General features: G+C 72.7%; 16 protein-coding genes and 1 pseudogene. 9 read left to right on the forward strand and 8 right to left on the reverse strand.

What is annotated here, in order from left to right:
- The 4 genes from ACFQ3T_RS25470 to ACFQ3T_RS25485 all read right to left on the reverse strand — a co-directional run.
- A partial coding sequence (locus ACFQ3T_RS25470; RefSeq protein ID WP_380726632.1) for a gephyrin-like molybdotransferase receptor GlpR occupies positions 1 to 525 on the reverse strand: 525 nt, incomplete at its 3' end.
- 158 nt (positions 526 to 683) lie between these two features.
- On the reverse strand, positions 684 to 1340 hold the full coding sequence (locus ACFQ3T_RS25475; protein ID WP_380726634.1) for a GNAT family N-acetyltransferase: 657 nt from the start codon (positions 1338 to 1340) through the stop codon (positions 684 to 686).
- A gap of 31 nt (positions 1341 to 1371) precedes the next feature.
- Entirely contained in the window at positions 1372 to 2595 is a 1224-nt protein-coding gene (gene glp / locus ACFQ3T_RS25480) for a molybdotransferase-like divisome protein Glp (protein WP_380726636.1), read from the reverse strand.
- A gap of 13 nt (positions 2596 to 2608) precedes the next feature.
- Positions 2609 to 3490, reverse strand: coding sequence for a UTP--glucose-1-phosphate uridylyltransferase (locus tag ACFQ3T_RS25485; RefSeq protein WP_380726638.1), 882 nt, complete (start codon positions 3488 to 3490; stop codon positions 2609 to 2611).
- Between the two features lie 38 nt (positions 3491 to 3528).
- On the opposite strand from ACFQ3T_RS25485, the gene ACFQ3T_RS25490 reads away from it, so the two are divergent.
- From ACFQ3T_RS25490 to mscL, 4 genes are all read left to right on the forward strand, one after another.
- Positions 3529 to 4092, forward strand: a complete 564-nt coding sequence (locus ACFQ3T_RS25490) for a 5-formyltetrahydrofolate cyclo-ligase (RefSeq protein ID WP_380726640.1) — start codon at positions 3529 to 3531, stop codon at positions 4090 to 4092.
- A 101-nt stretch (positions 4093 to 4193) separates the two neighbouring features.
- A complete protein-coding gene (locus tag ACFQ3T_RS25495; RefSeq protein WP_380726642.1) occupies positions 4194 to 4478 on the forward strand; it encodes an FmdB family zinc ribbon protein in 285 nt (94 codons plus the stop codon).
- 85 nt (positions 4479 to 4563) lie between these two features.
- A complete protein-coding gene (locus ACFQ3T_RS25500; protein ID WP_380726644.1) occupies positions 4564 to 5070 on the forward strand; it encodes an SAF domain-containing protein in 507 nt (168 codons plus the stop codon).
- Between the two features lie 549 nt (positions 5071 to 5619).
- Positions 5620 to 6018, forward strand: coding sequence for a large-conductance mechanosensitive channel protein MscL (mscL, locus tag ACFQ3T_RS25505; protein WP_380726646.1), 399 nt, complete (start codon positions 5620 to 5622; stop codon positions 6016 to 6018).
- A gap of 411 nt (positions 6019 to 6429) precedes the next feature.
- Here mscL and ACFQ3T_RS25510 read toward each other — a convergent pair whose 3' ends face one another.
- From ACFQ3T_RS25510 to ACFQ3T_RS25520, 3 genes are all read right to left on the reverse strand, one after another.
- Positions 6430 to 6930: a MogA/MoaB family molybdenum cofactor biosynthesis protein gene (locus ACFQ3T_RS25510; protein WP_053719418.1), complete on the reverse strand. Its 501-nt coding sequence runs from the start codon at positions 6928 to 6930 to the stop codon at positions 6430 to 6432.
- Between the two features lie 91 nt (positions 6931 to 7021).
- Positions 7022 to 8041, reverse strand: a complete 1020-nt coding sequence (locus ACFQ3T_RS25515; protein WP_380726648.1) for a sensor histidine kinase — start codon at positions 8039 to 8041, stop codon at positions 7022 to 7024.
- Entirely contained in the window at positions 8041 to 8742 is a 702-nt protein-coding gene (locus ACFQ3T_RS25520) for a response regulator transcription factor (RefSeq protein ID WP_380726650.1), read from the reverse strand. The genes ACFQ3T_RS25515 and ACFQ3T_RS25520 overlap by 1 nt, the downstream gene beginning before the upstream one ends.
- Positions 8743 to 8874: 132 nt before the next feature.
- Here ACFQ3T_RS25520 and ACFQ3T_RS25525 point away from each other — a divergent pair, with 132 nt between their 5' ends.
- From ACFQ3T_RS25525 to ACFQ3T_RS25535, 3 genes are all read left to right on the forward strand, one after another.
- Complete coding sequence (locus ACFQ3T_RS25525; RefSeq protein WP_380726652.1) at positions 8875 to 11850, forward strand: UvrD-helicase domain-containing protein; 2976 nt, start codon at positions 8875 to 8877, stop codon at positions 11848 to 11850.
- Between the two features lie 30 nt (positions 11851 to 11880).
- Positions 11881 to 12300 carry a VOC family protein gene (locus ACFQ3T_RS25530; RefSeq protein ID WP_380726654.1) on the forward strand — a complete coding sequence of 140 codons (420 nt, stop codon included), beginning with the start codon at positions 11881 to 11883 and terminating at the stop codon, positions 12298 to 12300.
- Between the two features lie 160 nt (positions 12301 to 12460).
- On the forward strand, positions 12461 to 13774 hold the full coding sequence (locus tag ACFQ3T_RS25535) for an alpha-lytic protease prodomain-containing protein (protein WP_380726656.1): 1314 nt from the start codon (positions 12461 to 12463) through the stop codon (positions 13772 to 13774).
- A 71-nt stretch (positions 13775 to 13845) separates the two neighbouring features.
- Here the strand turns inward: ACFQ3T_RS25535 and ACFQ3T_RS25540 are convergent, their stop codons facing one another.
- Positions 13846 to 14553: an SDR family NAD(P)-dependent oxidoreductase gene (locus ACFQ3T_RS25540; protein WP_380726658.1), complete on the reverse strand. Its 708-nt coding sequence runs from the start codon at positions 14551 to 14553 to the stop codon at positions 13846 to 13848.
- A gap of 65 nt (positions 14554 to 14618) precedes the next feature.
- On the opposite strand from ACFQ3T_RS25540, the gene ACFQ3T_RS25545 reads away from it, so the two are divergent.
- Both ACFQ3T_RS25545 and ACFQ3T_RS25550 read left to right on the forward strand, forming a co-directional pair.
- Positions 14619 to 15179, forward strand: coding sequence for a TetR/AcrR family transcriptional regulator (locus ACFQ3T_RS25545; RefSeq protein WP_380726660.1), 561 nt, complete (start codon positions 14619 to 14621; stop codon positions 15177 to 15179).
- Between the two features lie 19 nt (positions 15180 to 15198).
- Positions 15199 to 16174 (forward strand): annotated as a pseudogene (locus tag ACFQ3T_RS25550) (serine/threonine-protein kinase); the annotation flags it as partial.

Raw genomic sequence — 16174 nt, forward strand, 5'->3', positions numbered from 1 at the left:
GTGCGGGCGCGCCGGACCGCTGTGGCGCACCGTGCGGCGGCGCGCCTGGGCGAGCCGGGCGACCCGGCGGGCGCGGATCTCCTCCTCGATCCGCACCTGGCGGCGCAGGTAGCCGAGGTAGGAGACGAGCGTCACGTCGACCGCCGCGTGGCCCCACCACGCGAGCGGGTAGAGCACGCCGGCGACGACGCCGGTGACGAGCGCGATCAGCAGGAGCGTGCCGACGACACGCCGGCGGAACGCGTACTTCGCCTGGGCGACGATCGCCGCGGTCTCGGGGTCGTAGCCGCCGCGGCCGGGGCGGAACGGCCGGTGCGGGACGAAGTCGTCCACCTCCGGCTCGTCGTCGTACTCGTCGTAGTCCTCGAACTCGGCTTCGGTGAACTCGGTGTCGACCTCGGGCATGGCGTCGTACTCCTCCTCCATGCTGCCGCGCGTCGCGTCGGCGCGCTTGCGCGCGACCATCGGGACGAGGACGACCAACCAGGCCACCACCAGTCCCACGACGATCAGCGAGCTGGGCATCCCCGTCACCTCCCCCTACCCCGCGGCGCGCTCGGTGCGTCTGCCACGCTAGTCACAACAGTCACACCTGTGTCGGAGGCACGCCGACCGGCGTACGTACCAAAGTGTGGTGTATCACCCACTTTCGGGTGATCCGAATAAGCCGCACGGCCCCAGGATCAGGCAGTTCGGGCGTATCCCCGCGCGACCAATCGGCGTACCAGGCCGTCGGGCGACGCCTCCTCCGACGTCATGGCGAAGCACAGGTGGTCCCGCCAGTCGCCGGCCACGTCGAGGTACCGCAGGAACAGCCCTTCCTCCCGGAAACCGGCCTTCGCGAGCACCCTCAGGCTGGCCGTGTTCTCCGGCCGGACGGTCGCCTCCAGCCGGTGCAGGCCCGCCTCGCCGAAGCAGTGGTCGACCACGAGCGCGAGCGCGGCCGTGGCCACGCCGCCGCGCGCCCGGTCGGCCGCCACCCAGTACCCGACCCACGCCGACCGCAGCGAGCCGCGCACGACGTTGCCGACGGTGATCTGCCCGGCCAGCGCGCCGTCCACGGTGATCACGAACGGCAGCGCCTGCCCGCGCCGGGCCAGCGCCTTGAGCGACGACCACTGCGCCGGCCACGCCAGCGGGGCGTTGCGCTCCTGCCAGCCCTCGACCGCCGTGGGCTCCCAGTCCTCCAGGTGCGCCCGGTCCCGGAGCCTCGTCCGGGACCACGCGGACGCGTCGAACAGCTTCGGCGGGCGCAGTGCCACGACACCGGCGTCGACCCTCAGCGGTCCGAGCCGCGCGGGCCAGCCGGGATGTCGGCCGCCTTCCCACGCCAGACTCAATCTGACCCCTTCTGCTCCCGCCCTGCCGCCGCTAGCCCCTCTGCGCCAGGAAGCTGACCATGACCTCTTCGCCGACCGCCACGTCGGTCACGTCCTCGTCGACCATGATCAGGCAGTTCGCCTCGGCCAACGACGCCAGCAGGTGCGACCCGGAGGTACCCAGCGGCTGCACCAGGTACTCGCCGTTGTCCGCGTCGCGCAGCAGCTGGCCGCGCAGGTAGCCGCGCCGGCCCTTGGTCGAGGTCAGCGGCGACAGCAGCCGCGCGCTGACCGCCCGCCGGTACGGGTTGCGCTTGCCCAGCGCGGCCCGGATCAGCGGACGCACCAGCACTTCGAAAACGACCAACGCGCTCATCGGGTTCGCGGGCAGCAGGAACGTCGGCACCGCGTCCGGCCCGAGCCGGCCGAAGCCCTGCACCGAGCCGGGGTGCATGGCCACCCGCGTCACGTCGACGTCGCCCAGGTCGGCCAGCGCCGCCCGCACCTCGTCGCCGATGACGCCCCCGACGCCACCCGCGACGACCACGATCTCGGACAGCAGCAACCGTCCCTCGACGACCTCGTGCAGCCGGCGCGGGTCGGACGACTGGATGCCGACCCGGCTGACCTCGGCGCCCGCGTCCCGCGCGGCGGCGGCCAGCGCGTACGAGTTCACGTCGTACACCTGGCCCTGGCCGGGGGTGCGGTCGACGTCGACCAGCTCCTCGCCGACCGAGATCACCGACACCCGCGGCCGGGGGTGGACCAGCACCTTGTTGCGGCCGACGGCGGCGAGCAGGCCGACCTGGGCCGCGCCGATGGACGCGCCGCGGCGCACGGCGACGTCACCGGTCTGCACGTCCTCGCCGGTGCGCCGCACGTACGCCGCGGACGGCACCGAGCGGTGCACGGTCACCTTCGCCGGGTGCCCGTCGGTGTAGCCGAGGGGCACCACGGCGTCGGCCAGCGTGGGCAGCGGGGCGCCCGTCGCGACCCGGACCGCCTGGCCCGGCTGAAGCCGCCGGGGCTGGCGGGACCCGGCCGGGATCTCGCCGACCACCGGCAGCTGCACCGGTTCCTCGTTGGCGGCCTGCACGTCCACGCTGCGCACCGCGTAACCGTCGACCGCCGCCTGGTCGAAACCGGGCAACGCCCGCTCGGCGACGACCTCCTCGGCGCAGAGCAGGCCCTGCGACTCCGAGATCGCCACCCGCACGGGGGCGGGCCGCACCGCGGCGGCGACCACCCTGGCGAGCTGCTCGTCCACTGACCTCATAGTTGACCCTCGTTCAGGAGTTGCCGAGGCGTTCCCGCAACCACTCCCGCAGGTCGGGCCCGTAGTCCGGGTGCTCAAGTGCGAAGTCAACCGCAGCTTTGAGGAATCCACCCGGATTGCCCAGGTCGTGTCGCCCACCGCGGTGGACGACGACGTGCACCGGGTGGCCCTCGTTGATCAGCAGCGCGATGGCGTCGGTGAGCTGGAGCTCGCCGCCCGCGCCCGGCGTGATGCGCTTCAGGGCGTCGAAGACGGCCCGGTCGAGCAGGTAGCGGCCGGCCGCGGCGAACGTGGACGGCGCGTCCTCCGCCTTCGGCTTCTCCACCATGCCGACGACCTGCTTGACGTCGTCGTCACCGGTGTCGCGGACGTCGAAGACGCCGTAGGCGGAGATCTGGTCCTTGGGGATGTCGAACGCGCACAGCACGCTGCCGCCGAACTTCTCGCGCACCGCGGCCATCTTCTTCAGGGCGCCGGTCGGCAGCACCAGGTCGTCCGGGAGCAGGACGGCGACCGCCTCGTCCGCGCCGGTCAGGTTGCCCTCCGCGCAGCCGACCGCGTGGCCGAGGCCGAGGGCCTTGTCCTGGATGGCGGTCTCGACGGCGAGCAGGCTCGGGGCGCGGCGGACCTTCTCGACCAGGTCCGTCTTGCCGCGCTCCTCCAGCGTCCGCTCCAGCTCGGGCTGCGGGCGGAAGTACTCCGCGACCGCGTCCTTGCCGGGGGAGGTGACGATCACGAGCTTCGTCGCGCCCGCCTCCGCGGCCTCGGTGGCGACGAGTTCGATGCCGGGGGTGTCCACGACCGGCAGCAGTTCCTTGGGCACCGCTTTGGTGGCGGGCAGGAAGCGGGTGCCCAAGCCTGCCGCCGGCACGATTGCTGTCTGGAAGGCGCTCATGGCCTGCGAGCGTAACGGCGCGCTTAGGGTGACCTGCCATGACGTCCGGTGAACGTAATCGGAAGACGACGCTGCGCACACGGTTGCGAGCCGCTCGTCGCAGCGCGGTCATGCCCGCGATGGCGGCCGAAGTGCTGATCGCCGTTGCTGCTTTCGGCGTTTCGGCCGGTCAGGCGGTGTGCGCGTACGTTGCCGCGCCGTCGGAGCCGGGGTCGGTGGAGATGCTCGACGCGTTGCGGGATCGCGGGCTGCGCGTGTTGCTGCCGGTGGTGGTCGGCTCGTCGCTGGACTGGGCCGCGTACGACGGGGAGCTGCGGCCGGGCGCGTTCGGGCTGCATGAGCCGGTGGGGCCGTTGCTGGGTGCGGCGGCGGTCGGCTCGGCGGCGTTGGTGCTGGTGCCGGCGTTGGCGGTGGACCACTCCGGGGTGCGGCTGGGCAAGGGCGGCGGCTACTACGACCGCGCGTTGACGTTGTCCACAGGTCCGTTGGTGGCCCTTGTGCGGGACGAGGAGTTCGTGCCGTCACTGCCGGCCGAACCGCACGATGTCCGGATGGATGCGGTGCTGACGCCCGGATCGGGCTTGGTTCGACTGCCGTTGTGACGTTGACCTGTGATGTTTGCGCCACGTGTGCCCGTTGGCGCATCATCGTTGTTGGCACTCGTGACGGAGGAGTGCCAAACCGGACTCGTGGAGGGCCCACCGTGCCGACCTACCAGTACGCCTGCACCGAGTGCGACCACCGGTTCGACGCGGTGCAGTCCTTCTCGGACTCCGCGCTCACCGAGTGCCCCGAGTGCTCCGGCAGGCTGCGCAAGTTGTACGGCGCGGTCGGCGTCGTGTTCAAGGGCAGCGGCTTCTACCGGACGGACAGCCGTTCGTCGTCCACCTCCGCTCCGTCCTCGTCTTCCACCTCTTCCACGAAGAGCGAGTCGACTTCTTCCTCCTCTTCGTCGTCGTCCTCCACTCCGGCCGCCGCCGCGTCGTAGGGCAGTTCTCCACAGGTCCCCGAGTTGTCCACAACTCGGGGATTCCTGCTGTCGGCAGGGCGCTGACGTCCCTAACGTCGACCCCATGCCCCTCCACCTCAGAAGGATCTTGGCGGCCCTGTTGGCCCTGGTCGCCGTGGGTCTGGCCGTGCTGCCGCCCAGTCCCACGGTCGACGTCCTGGTAGCCGCGCGCGACCTCCCGCCGAACGTCCCCCTGACCGCCGAGGACGTCCGCGCGGTAGCCATGCCGCCGTCTCTGTCCCCAACCGGAACCGTCACCCGGCCCGACGCGCTGGGCCGAACGCTGGTGTCCGCGGCGAGAGCGGGCGAACCCCTGACGGATGCCCGACTAGGACCATCCGACCCGGACGTCTCGTCGGTGGCGGTGCGCCTCGCGGACGCCGGGGTGGCGGGCTTGCTGCGGCCGGGGAGCCGGGTCGACGTGGTCGGCGCGGAGTCGCGCGTGCTGGCCACGGACGCCTCGGTGGTAGCCGTGCGGGACGAGGTGGTGGTGATCTCCGCCAACCGCGAGGCGGCGCACCGAATCGCCTCGGAGTCCCTGGCCAACCCAGTAGCCGTAACCCACCACTAACCCTCACCCTCACCACAACGGCAGCCACCCACCGCGACCGCAGCCCACCGCCGCGACGGCCCGCCACCCGCCGCCACCGCAGCGGCCTGCGATCACGGCCGGTCGCCACCGCGACCGCCACCCCCGCCCGTGGCCCGCCACCCGTTGCCCGCCGCCCGCTGATCGCCAAAGGCATGTCTGTTGCCGCCGCGATCGTGCTTCGGGTGGTCGTGGTTGGTGCCGCATTCGGCCTGCGTCGGGCCGGTCGTTGTCATCCCACTCACCGCAACCCGGTGCTGGCATGACCGGCGAGCGAACCCGGTGCGGTTCCGGCGGTCGCTGGGCCGGCCGCTGTGGCGTGGCGCGGCGGGGCGGAGGTGGCGAGGGGCGGCGGTCGGGGGATGACCGTGGAAAGGGTGGTGTGGGGTGGTGTTGGGGTGGTTCGGGTGGGGTGGGGTAACCCGCGTGAGGGTGGTGTTGGGGCGACACACGCTCTGTTGGGTTACTGCGAGCGTGCTTTGCCGTTACCCTCCGCTAGCCCCCCAATACCCCCGAACGGAGGAGTCGACTGTGATCAAGGGCTTCAAGGACTTCCTCATGCGCGGCAACGTGATCGACCTGGCCGTGGCCGTGGTCATCGGCGCCGCGTTCACCGCCATCGTCACCGCGTTCACCACGAACCTGATCAACCCGATCATCGCGTTGTTCGGCGGCAACAACGTGAACGGCCTGGCGGTGCAGCTCGGCAAGAGCGACAAGACCATCATCGACTTCGGCGCGATCATCACCGCGGTGATCAACTTCTTGATCGTGGCCGCGATCGTCTACTTCATCTTCGTGCTGCCGATGAACAAGCTGAAGGAGCGCCGCAAGCGCGGAGAGGAAGCCGGCCCGGTCGAGCCGACCGACGTGGAGCTGCTGAAGGAGATCCGCGACCTGCTCGCCGCGCAGCGCCAGCGCCAGGACTGACGATCCCGCGAACGGGTCGTCCCACGGACACCGGAGGTGGCCGGGCCGCCCAAGGCGCCGCCCGGCCATCGCCCACCGTCGCCCGCCATCGTCCGTCATCGCTCGGCCCCGCGCCGGCTCGACGGAGACCGGTCGCCGGGCGGCCCGGCCGCTACCCGCCGTGGTGTGGCGGCCGGTTCTCCTCGTACCACCGGTCGTCGCGCCCGGTCGGGCGCGGCTCGTCCGACGAGCTCCCCGGCAGCACGTCGCCGAACACCTCCGCCAGCCGACGACGCCGCGCCGCCTCCTCCGCGACAGAGGCAGCCGCAGCCGCAGCCGAAGCCGCATCAGCCGAAGCTGCTGCGGCCGCGGCAGCCTGATCGGCGGCTGCCGCCGCGGGAGGGGTGGCGTCGGCGTCGTCAGCCGGCTCGGTCACGACTCGTCCAGCCCCGACAGCTGCTCGATCACGTACGGCACCAGCGCGGACAACGTCGCCATGCCGTCCCGCACCGCCGACCGCGACCCGGCGAGGTTCACCACGAGGGTGCTGCCGGACACGCCGACCAGCCCCCGCGAGATGCCCGCGTCGACCGCGCCCGCCGCCAACCCCGACGCCCGGAGCGCCTCGGCGATACCGCTGATCGGCCGGTCGAGCACGCCCTGCGTGGCGTCCGGCGTGACGTCGCGCGGCGACACACCGGTGCCACCGACGGTCACCACCAGGTCGACGCCACCGATGACGGCGGTGTTCAGTGCGGCGCGGATGCCCACGACCTCACCCTCCACCGCGACGGTGCCGTCGACGATGAACCCTGCTTCCTCCAGCAACTCGGTGACCAGGGGTCCTGTGCTGTCGTCGTGCTCACCGTGCGCCACACGGTCGTCCACGATCACGACAAGGGCGCGTCCCAGGCGCTGCGCGCTGCGTTCCATGCGCGTCACCGTAGCCAATCGGTGGATCTCGCGGTTCCGTGACGTCACGCTGTCATCACACCGGACCGCGCCGACCCACCCCCGGGGCACGTCAAGCGGTGCGCGGCGAACCGCCGGCGCTGAGCGGCAGCCGCACCTCGAACCGGCAGCCGCGCCCGTGGTTGCGGGCGTCGATCGTGCCCTGGTGGGCCTCCACGAGCCCGCGCGCGATCGCCAACCCCAACCCTCCGCCCACCGGCCGGCGGTGCGGCGTGCCGCGGAACGCCACGTCGAACACGCGCGGCAGGTCGTCCTCCGGGATGCCGCCGCACGCGTCGTCCACGCGCAGCAGCGCCGACGGGCCGTCCACGTCCACCCGCACGGCCACCGTCCCGTCCGGCGGCGTGTGCCGGATCGCGTTGGACAGCAGGTTGCGCACCACCCGCGCCAGCTCCGGGTCACTGCCCAGCACCACGGGCCACGTCGTCGCGTCCGCCTCCAGCCGCACGCCCTTGCGCGACGCCACCGGCCCCTCCGCCGCCACCACCTCGCTGACCACGTCCGCCAGCGGCACCTCGGACAACGTCAGCCGCAACGCGCCCGCCGTGATCCGGGACAGCTCGAACAGGTCGTCCACCATCCCGGACAGCGCCTCCGCCTCGGCGGAGATCCGACCCGCGTAGTCCGCGACCTCGTCCCGCCGCGACACCACGCCGTCCGCCAGCGCCTCGGCCATCGCCCGGATGCCCGCCAACGGTGTGCGCAGGTCGTGGCTGATCCACGCCACCAGCTCCCGCCGCGACGCCTCGGCGGCCCGTTCCCGCGCCCGCGCCTCCCGCTCCCACACGCTGCGCCGCGCCAGCGCCCGCCCCAGCAGCACCGCGGTCGGCACCGTCACCACCGCCACCAGCAGGCACACCAGCACGGTCGTGGTGAGGATCGGGGTGAACATGAACCCGCTCACCGCGAGCACGCCGCCGACGGTCGCCACCACCGGCACGATCGCCAGCACGGTCAGCGCCGTGGCCAGCGACCCGTTCCACAGCTTCCGCAGCACCAACGCCCCGAGCAGCGCCAACGGCAGCGAGAACAGCACCGCGAACGGCAGGATGTGGTAGATCTCGACCAGCATCACGCACCGCCGTCGTACCGGTAGCCGACGCCCCACACGGTGGCGATGCGCGTCGGGCGGGCCGAGTCGGCCTCGACCTTCTCCCGCAACCGTCGCACGTGGACGGTCACGGTGGACTGGTCGCCGAACTCCCAGCCCCACACCCGAGACAGCAGCTCGCCCCGGCTGAACGCGGTGCCGCGGTGGGTCAGGAAGAACACCAGCAGGTCGAACTCGCGGGTGGTCAGCGGCAGCTCGCGCCCGTCCAGCCACGCCGACCGCGCGCCCACGTCCACCCGCAGCCCGCCGTCCTCCAGCACGGACGACGACCGCGCCGCCGCGACCCGCGACCGCCGCAGCACCGACGTCACCCGCAGCGCCAGCTCGCGCGGGCTGAACGGCTTGGTCACGTAGTCGTCCGCGCCGAGCTGGAGCCCGGCGATCCGGTCCTCCTCTTCGCCCAGCGCGGTCAGCATCACCACGGGCACGGCGCTGCGGACCATCAGCCGCCGGCACACCTCCAACCCGTCGACGCCGGGCAGCATCAGGTCCAGCACCACCAGGTCCGGCTGGCGCTCGGCGAACCGGCGCAACGCGCTCTCGCCGTCGCCGACCACCTCCACCTGGTACCCGGCCACCTCCAGGTACCGGCGCACCACGTCGCGCACGGTCACGTCGTCGTCCACGACGAGCACCCGCCCGGCCACCGCAGGATCGTCCATGACCGCCAGTGTGACGCGCCGAGCGCGCCATGCGTGCGCCGCCAAGACGTGACCAAGGCGCGGCCGGGACGTGGCGAAGGCGTGGCCGGGACGTGGCGGGGACGCGGACGGCACGTGGCTAAGATCAGCGCGGTGCGCTTTGTGGCGGATCTCCACATCCACTCCAAGTACTCCCGGGCCTGCAGCCGCGACTGCGACCTCGAACACCTGACGTGGTGGGCCCGCCGGAAGGGGATCTCGCTGGTCGGCACCGGCGACTTCACCCACCCCGCGTGGTACGACCACCTGACCGAGACGCTGGTCGAGGACTCGCCCGGCCTGTACCGGCTGCGCGACGACCTCGACCGGGAGATCGACCGCACGCTCCCGCCGTCGCTGGCGGCGGCGCCCGTCCGGTTCATGCTGTCGGTCGAGATCTCGACGATCTACAAGCGCGACGACCGGACCCGCAAGGTGCACCACCTCGTCTACCTGCCGGACCTGGCGTCGGCCGCCCGGTTCAACGCCACGCTCGCCAAGATCGGCAACCTGGGCTCGGACGGTCGGCCGATCCTCGGGCTCGACTCGCGCGACCTGCTGGAGATCACGCTGGGGTGCGGCGGCTACCTCGTGCCCGCGCACGTCTGGACGCCGTGGTTCGCGGTGCTCGGCTCGAAGTCCGGGTTCGACGCGATCGAGGACTGCTACGCCGACCTGGCACCGCACGTCTTCGCCGTGGAGACCGGGCTGTCGTCCGACCCGGCGATGAACTGGCGGGTGTCGGGGCTCGACAAGTACCGGCTGGTCAGCAACTCGGACGCGCACTCGCCGCCCGCGCTGGGCCGTGAGGCGACGGTGTTCGACACGGACCTGGACTACTACGCGGTGCGGCGTGCGCTGGAGACCGGGGACGGGTTCGCCGGTTCGCTCGAGTTCTTCCCCGAGGAGGGCAAGTACCACGTCGACGGGCACCGCAAGTGCGGCGTCCGGATGGAGCCCGCCGAGACGCTGGCGCACCGCGGGATCTGCCCGGAGTGCGGCAAGCCGCTGACGGTCGGCGTGCTCAGCCGGGTGGAGGAGCTGGCCGACCGGCCCGCCGGGTCGCGACCGGCCGGAGCCGCCGGGTTCACCAGCCTCGTGCCGCTGCCGGAGATCGTGAGCGAGATCGTCGGCACCGGGCCGAAGAGCAAGAAGGTGCTGGCCGAGGTCGACCGGCTGACCGCGGCGCTCGGCCCGGAGCTCGTGATCCTCCAGGACGTCCCGGTGGACGACATCGCGGCGCACTCGACGTTGCTGGGCGAGGCGGTGGCCCGGCTGCGGCGCGGCGAGGTGGTGCGCGATTCCGGGTACGACGGCGAGTACGGCGTGATCACGGTGTTCGAGCCGGGGGAGTTGGAGCGGCGGCGGTCGGCGTTCGCGCTGTTCGACTGCGCCGCGCCCGTTCGGTCCACTGTGGAGCGTCCGGCGCCGGAGCGCGCGGCGGAGCCCCTGCCCGCGGCGCCCGCGACCCCGGTCGACGTCACGGGGTCGTTGCTGGACGGCCTCGACCCGGAGCAGCGGGCGGCGGCCGAGGTGGACGGCGGGCCGTTGCTGATCATCGCCGGGCCGGGGACGGGCAAGACGCGGACGTTGACGCACCGGATCGCGGACCTGGTGACGGCGCGCGGCGTGCCGGCCGCCGAGTGCCTGGCCATCACGTTCACCCGGCGCGCGGCGGAGGAGATGGCCGAACGGCTGGCGGCCCTCGCGCCCGACGCCGTCGGCGACCTGACCATCGCGACGTTTCACTCGCTCGGGGTGCTGATCCTGCGGGAACACCACTCGTCGGTGGGACTGTCGGCGTCGTTCGGCGTCGCCGACCCGGATCGCCAACTGGCGGTGGCGTCGTCGGTCGTCGCGGACGAGAAGGAAGCGCGGGCGCTCGTCGCCTCCGGTGACGAGCGGTACAAGAAAGCCTTGCGCGCGCAGGACCTCGTGGACTTCGACGACCTGATCACGTTGCCGTTGGCGCTGCTGGAGGGCTCGCCCGCGCTCGTCGACGCCTACCGGGCGCGGTGGCGGTGGGTGTCGGTGGACGAGTACCAGGACGTGGACGAGCAGCAGTACCGGCTGCTGCGGTTGCTCGCGCCCGCCGACGGCAACCTGACCGCGATCGGCGACCCGGACCAGGCGATCTACCGGTTCCGCGGCGCGGACGTCGGGTTCTTCCTGCGGTTCCGGGAGGACTTCCCGACCGCGCGGACCGTGCACCTGACCCGCAACTACCGGTCGTCGGCGGCGGTCGTGACGGGCGCGTTGGAGGTGATCGCGCCGTCGTCCCTGGTGCCGGGGCGGGAGCTGCGGCCGATGGTCGACCACGGCGCCGCGCCCATCGGCGTGCACCACGCGGCGTCGGAGTCGGCCGAGGCGGCGTTCGTGGCGCGGACCGTCGAGCAGGTGCTCGGCGGGGCGTCGTTCCACGCGTTCGACAGCGGGCGGGTGGTCGGCGACGGCACGCAGGGCCTGGGGTTCTCCGACTTCGCCGTGCTGTACCGGACGGACCGGCAGTCGCGGGCGCTGGTCGAGGCACTGACCCAGTCCGGCCTGCCGTTCCAGAAGCGCTCGCACGACCGGCTGGTCGACCGTCCCGGCGTGGCGCGGATCGCGCACGACCTCCGGTACGCCGCCGGCGCGACGGTGCTCGACCGCGTGCGTGCCGTGGCGGGCGACGACCACACCGCCTACGAGCTGCTGAAACCCCTCGCCACGGCGTCCGGCGAGGACTTCGAGCGCTTCCACACGTCGCTCGCCCTGGGCGTGGAGGTGGACACGTGGGACCCGCGCGCGGACCGCATCTCGCTGCTCACCCTGCACGCGTCGAAGGGTCTGGAGTTCCCGGTCGTGTTCATCGTCGGGTGCGAGGACGGGTTGCTGCCGCTGCGCCGGCCGGGGACCGACGACCCGGAGGCGGTGGACGAGGAGCGCCGGTTGCTGTTCGTCGGCATGACCCGCGCGCAGCGGCACCTGTTCCTGAGCCACACGACCGGGCGGCCGAAGTCCCCGTTCCTGAGCGCTCTCAAGGCGTTCGACCAGGTCGGGGACGCGCAGCCCAAGCGCCGGCGCAAGGGCACCCAGCTGAGCCTGCTCTGAGCTGTCGGACCCCTGCCCTAACCTCGGGACATGGCGCACACCATCGGTCTGGCCCTCGACTGCCACCACCCGACCCGGCTGGCGGAGTTCTGGAAGCTGGCGCTCGGCTACGAGGAGGAGCCGCCGCCGGCGCCGTTCGCCACGCGCGAGGAGTGGCTGGCGCAGTTCGACCTGTCCGACGACGACCAGGACGACGGCGCCTGGCTGCACGACCCGGCCGGTGTGGGCCCGAAGCTGTTCCTGCAACAGGTGCGGGAGCCGAAGACGCAGAAGATCCGGCTGCACTTCGACATCCGGGTGAGCGCGGAGGCGCCGCGGGCCGAGCGCTGGTCGGCGGTCAACGCGAAGGTGGCGCAGCTGCTGGCGGCCGGTGGTCGTGTGGTGTGGGAGGACCCGGAGCACCACATCGTCATGGCCGACCCGGAGGGCAACGAGTTCTGCGTCTGCTGAGGCCGTGAGCTGGGCGGACGTCGATCCGAAGATCACGAGTGGACTAGACCATAACGTGGCGTTATGACGTGATTGGCATATCCGCCGCACCTCCGCGCCGGCTAGCGTCGGTGGCACGGCCCCGCATCCCGTGTCACCACCCCTGCAAGGAGACAAGCGGATGACTCGACGTAGCGTCGCCGCGGTCGCCGTGGCGGTCCTGGGCGCTGCCGGATTGGCAGCGACCCTCGCCACCACCGCGACCGCCGGTCCACCAACGCGACCCGCCGCGGACGGCGGCATGGTCGCGGCCCTGGCGCGCGACCTGAACCTGACGCCCGACCAGGCCCGCGCCCGCATCCACCGCGAAGCCGCCGCGGCCCGGACCGAGGGCGTCCTCAAGACCCGCCTCGGCCCCGGCTTCGCGGGCGCGTGGATGAACGCCGACGCCACCAAGCTCGTCGTCGGCGTCACGGCCGCGGCGCAGATCCAGTCCGTCGAAGCGGCGGGCGCCGAGGCGAAGCTCGTCCGGCGCTCCCTCGCCGACCTCGACGCCCTGAAGGTCAAGCTCGACCGCAACGCCCGCAGCGCGCCGAAGTCCGTGCCCGGCTGGTACGTCGACGCGCCGACCAACACCGTGGTCGTCCTGGCCCGCGACGTCGCCGACGCGGCCGCGTTCACCCGGGCCAGCGGCCTGGCCGAGGCGGACGTGCGGATCGAGCGGTCCACCGAGGAGCCGCGGCCGCTGATCGACGTGATCGGCGGCAACGCGTACTACATCGGCAGCGGGTCGCGCTGCTCGGTCGGGTTCGCGGTCAACGGCGGCTTCGTCACGGCGGGCCACTGCGGCCGCACGGGCGCGGCCACGACCCAGCCGAGCGGCACGTTCGCCGGCTCCAGCTTCCCCGGCAACGACTACGCCTGGGTCCGCACGGCCGCGGGCAACACGGGCCGCCCGCTGGTCAACCGCTACCCCGGCACGGTGCCGGTGGCGGGTTCCACCGAGGCCCCGGTGGGCGCCTCGGTCTGCCGCTCGGGCTCCACGACGGGGTGGCGCTGCGGCACCATCCAGCAGAAGAACGCCTCCGTGACCTACCCCGAAGGCACGATCACCGGCCTGACCCGCACGAACGCCTGCGCCGAACCCGGCGACTCCGGCGGCTCGTGGCTGACCGGTGACCAGGCGCAGGGCGTCACCTCCGGTGGCTCCGGGAACTGCACGTCCGGCGGGACGATCTACTTCCAGCCGGTCAACGAGATCCTCCAGGTCTACGGCCTCCAGTTGGTCGTCAGCGGCGGCACGCCAACCAGCACCACCTCGCCGACCACGACGACCACCACGAACCCGGGCCAGACGACCTGGCAGCCAGGCGTCGCGTACACGACCGGCTCCCTCGTGACGTACGACGGCGTCGGGTACAGGTGCTTGCAGGGGCACACGTCCCAACCAGGCTGGGATCCGCCGGCGGTGCCCGCCTTGTGGGAGCGCGTGTGAGCTAGCGGCGGGCGCACGCGCGGGGGAGGGGTCCGGCTCGCACTTGCAGCCGGACCCCCCTTTCCGCGCGGTCACAGGTGGGCGCCGCCGGTCGCGTCGATCCACGCCCCCGTGACCCACCGGGCGTCCTCCGACGTCACGAACGAGACGACGTCCGCGATGTCGTCCGCGCGACCGATCCGGCCCAGCGCCGACCGCGCCGCCATCGCCGCCTCCGCCTCCGGGTTCCCGCGCAGCCACGGCGCGTTGATGTCGGTGTCGACCACGCCGGGCGCGACGGTGTTCACGGTGATCCCGCGCGGCCCGAGGTGTTGTGCCAGGGTGCGCGTGAACGTGTCCAGCGCGCCCTTCGTCATCGAGTACGCGATCCCCGCCGGCATGGCGATCCGCGTCGCCCCGGACGAGATGTTCACGATCCGCCCACCGTCCCGCAGCAACGGCAGCGCGCGCTGCACCAGGAAGAACGGCGCCCGCACGTTCACGCCGAACACCTCGTCGAACGCCTCGGGCGTCACGTCCTCGATCGGGTGCGGCAGGGCCGCGCCCGCGTTGTTCACCAGCACGTCCAACGGCGGCAGCGCGGCCACCAGCGCGTCGAGCTCCGCCGGCAGCGAGGCCCGCACCGCGAACGCCCCGCGCCCGGCCTCCGCCACCACGGAGGCGGCCGACTCGTCGTCCCGGCCGTAGTGCACGACGACCCGCATCCCGTCCGCCGCCAGCCGCAGCGCGATCGCCCGCCCGATTCCCCGCCCCGCCCCGGTCACCAATGCCGTCTTCACCAGCACCCCAATCTGTAACGACCACTACAGAAGTGCAACTGTAGCGGTCGTTATAAAATCGTGGGGTGGTGGGGCGCAGACGCGGGTTCGACCGGGACGAGGTGCTGGACCGGATCACGCGCGCCTTCTGGCGCGACGGCTACCAGGCGACGTCCGTCGCCGACCTCACCGAGGCCACCGGCGTCAACCCGCCCAGCCTCTACGCCGCGTTCGGCGACAAGCAGGCCCTCTTCGCCGAGGTCGTCACGCGCTACCAGGCCACCTACGGCGCGTTCACCACGCGGGCCCTCGACGAGGAGCCCACGGCGCGCCAGGCGGTCGAGCGCATCCTCACCGAAGCCGCCGTCGAGTACACGAACCCCGACCGGCCCAAGGGTTGCCTGATCCTCAGCGCGCCCGACCTTCGCCACCTCCGTGACCAGGCCAGACAGGCGGTCGAGGCGAAGATCCGGCACGACGTCGCCACCGGCGCGCTGCCCGCCGGCACGGACGCGCGCCGGCTCGCCCTGTTCGTCGCGGCCACCGTCCAGGGCATGTCGTCCCTGGCCCGCGACGGCGCCACCAGGGCGGAACTGCACGACGTTGCCCGCACCGCGCTGTCGGCGTGGCCCGCACCCGTACCCTGAGAGACGACGAGAAGGGGTGGTGCGGGTCGTGGAGCTGGCCGAGTCGCTGCTGGCGTGGCTGCACGGCTGGTCGGGTGTGTCGGTCTGCCCGGGCGACTGGGCCTGGACCGCCACGGCGTTCGGCGCGCTGATCGGCGTGCTGCCCACGGTCGCCGCCCTGCTGTCGATCACCGTCCGCCGCGTCGTCGGCAACTCCTACGGCCCGGTCACCGGCGCGATCTTCGCCGTCCTCGGCGTGATGAGCACGTTGGTGCTGCCGTGGATGGCGTTCTCGGCGACGGTCAAGCTGCTGCGCACCCGCGCGCTGCCGGGCATGGAGTCGCTGAGCGAGTCGCCCTGCGTGGCGTTCACCCAGTACGAGTACCTGGTTGGCGCGCCGTCGGTCGTCGAGGCGATCACGGCGAACGCCGACGTCATGGACCTGATCGCGGCGTGCGCGACGGCCGTCCTGGCGCTGATGTGCCTGCTGTTCGTGATGCTGCAGGCGGGCTCGGCGTTCCGGCTCGGCCCGAACTGGCCGCGCCGCCTGTTCTGGCCCCCGTTCCTGGTCCTGCTGCTGTCCACGTCGGCGCTGCCGGTCACGCTGGTGGGCCACCTGCTGCTCGGGTTCTTCCCGATCGCGCTCGTGGGCTCCCTCGTCGTGCGGGTTTTCGGGTTGACTACCGCCATGCTGAACCGCCCCGGTCGCGATCGCGGGAACCCGAGCCCGCAACCCGCGGTGTCGAGAACGCCACCGCCGCAGCCCCAGCAGCCGCAGGGGCCGAACCCGAAGCCGCCGCCCTACCAGGTGGAGAAGCCGCCGCCCTACCAGCCGGCGCAGATCCCGCCGTACCAGCCCGTGCCCCCGTACCGGCCGACCCCGCCGCAGCGGCACTACCCGCCGACGCGCGTCGCCGAGTCGGCGCCCGTGGCGGAGCCGCAGCCCGCGCGGGCCGAGCCGCCGAAGCCGCCGCCCTACCAGGTGGAGAAGCCGCCGCCCTACCAGCCGGCGCAGA

The sequence above is a fragment of the Saccharothrix hoggarensis genome (assembly GCF_042678885.1).
GTDB classification, from domain to species: domain Bacteria; phylum Actinomycetota; class Actinomycetes; order Mycobacteriales; family Pseudonocardiaceae; genus Actinosynnema; species Actinosynnema hoggarensis.

Bases quoted from the DNA above. Each gene is read 5' to 3' on its own strand.
- glp (WP_380726636.1), bottom strand. From the start codon at position 2,595: ATGAGGTCAGTGGACGAGCAGCTCGCCAGGGTGGTCGCCGCCGCGGTG.
- ACFQ3T_RS25485 (WP_380726638.1), bottom strand. From the start codon at position 3,490: ATGAGCGCCTTCCAGACAGCAATCGTGCCGGCGGCAGGCTTGGGCACC.
- ACFQ3T_RS25490 (WP_380726640.1), top strand. From the start codon at position 3,529: ATGACGTCCGGTGAACGTAATCGGAAGACGACGCTGCGCACACGGTTG.
- ACFQ3T_RS25500 (WP_380726644.1), top strand. From the start codon at position 4,564: ATGCCCCTCCACCTCAGAAGGATCTTGGCGGCCCTGTTGGCCCTGGTC.
- ACFQ3T_RS25510 (WP_053719418.1), bottom strand. From the start codon at position 6,930: ATGGAACGCAGCGCGCAGCGCCTGGGACGCGCCCTTGTCGTGATCGTG.
- ACFQ3T_RS25515 (WP_380726648.1), bottom strand. From the start codon at position 8,041: ATGCTGGTCGAGATCTACCACATCCTGCCGTTCGCGGTGCTGTTCTCG.
- ACFQ3T_RS25520 (WP_380726650.1), bottom strand. From the start codon at position 8,742: ATGGACGATCCTGCGGTGGCCGGGCGGGTGCTCGTCGTGGACGACGAC.
- ACFQ3T_RS25530 (WP_380726654.1), top strand. From the start codon at position 11,881: ATGGCGCACACCATCGGTCTGGCCCTCGACTGCCACCACCCGACCCGG.
- ACFQ3T_RS25535 (WP_380726656.1), top strand. From the start codon at position 12,461: ATGACTCGACGTAGCGTCGCCGCGGTCGCCGTGGCGGTCCTGGGCGCT.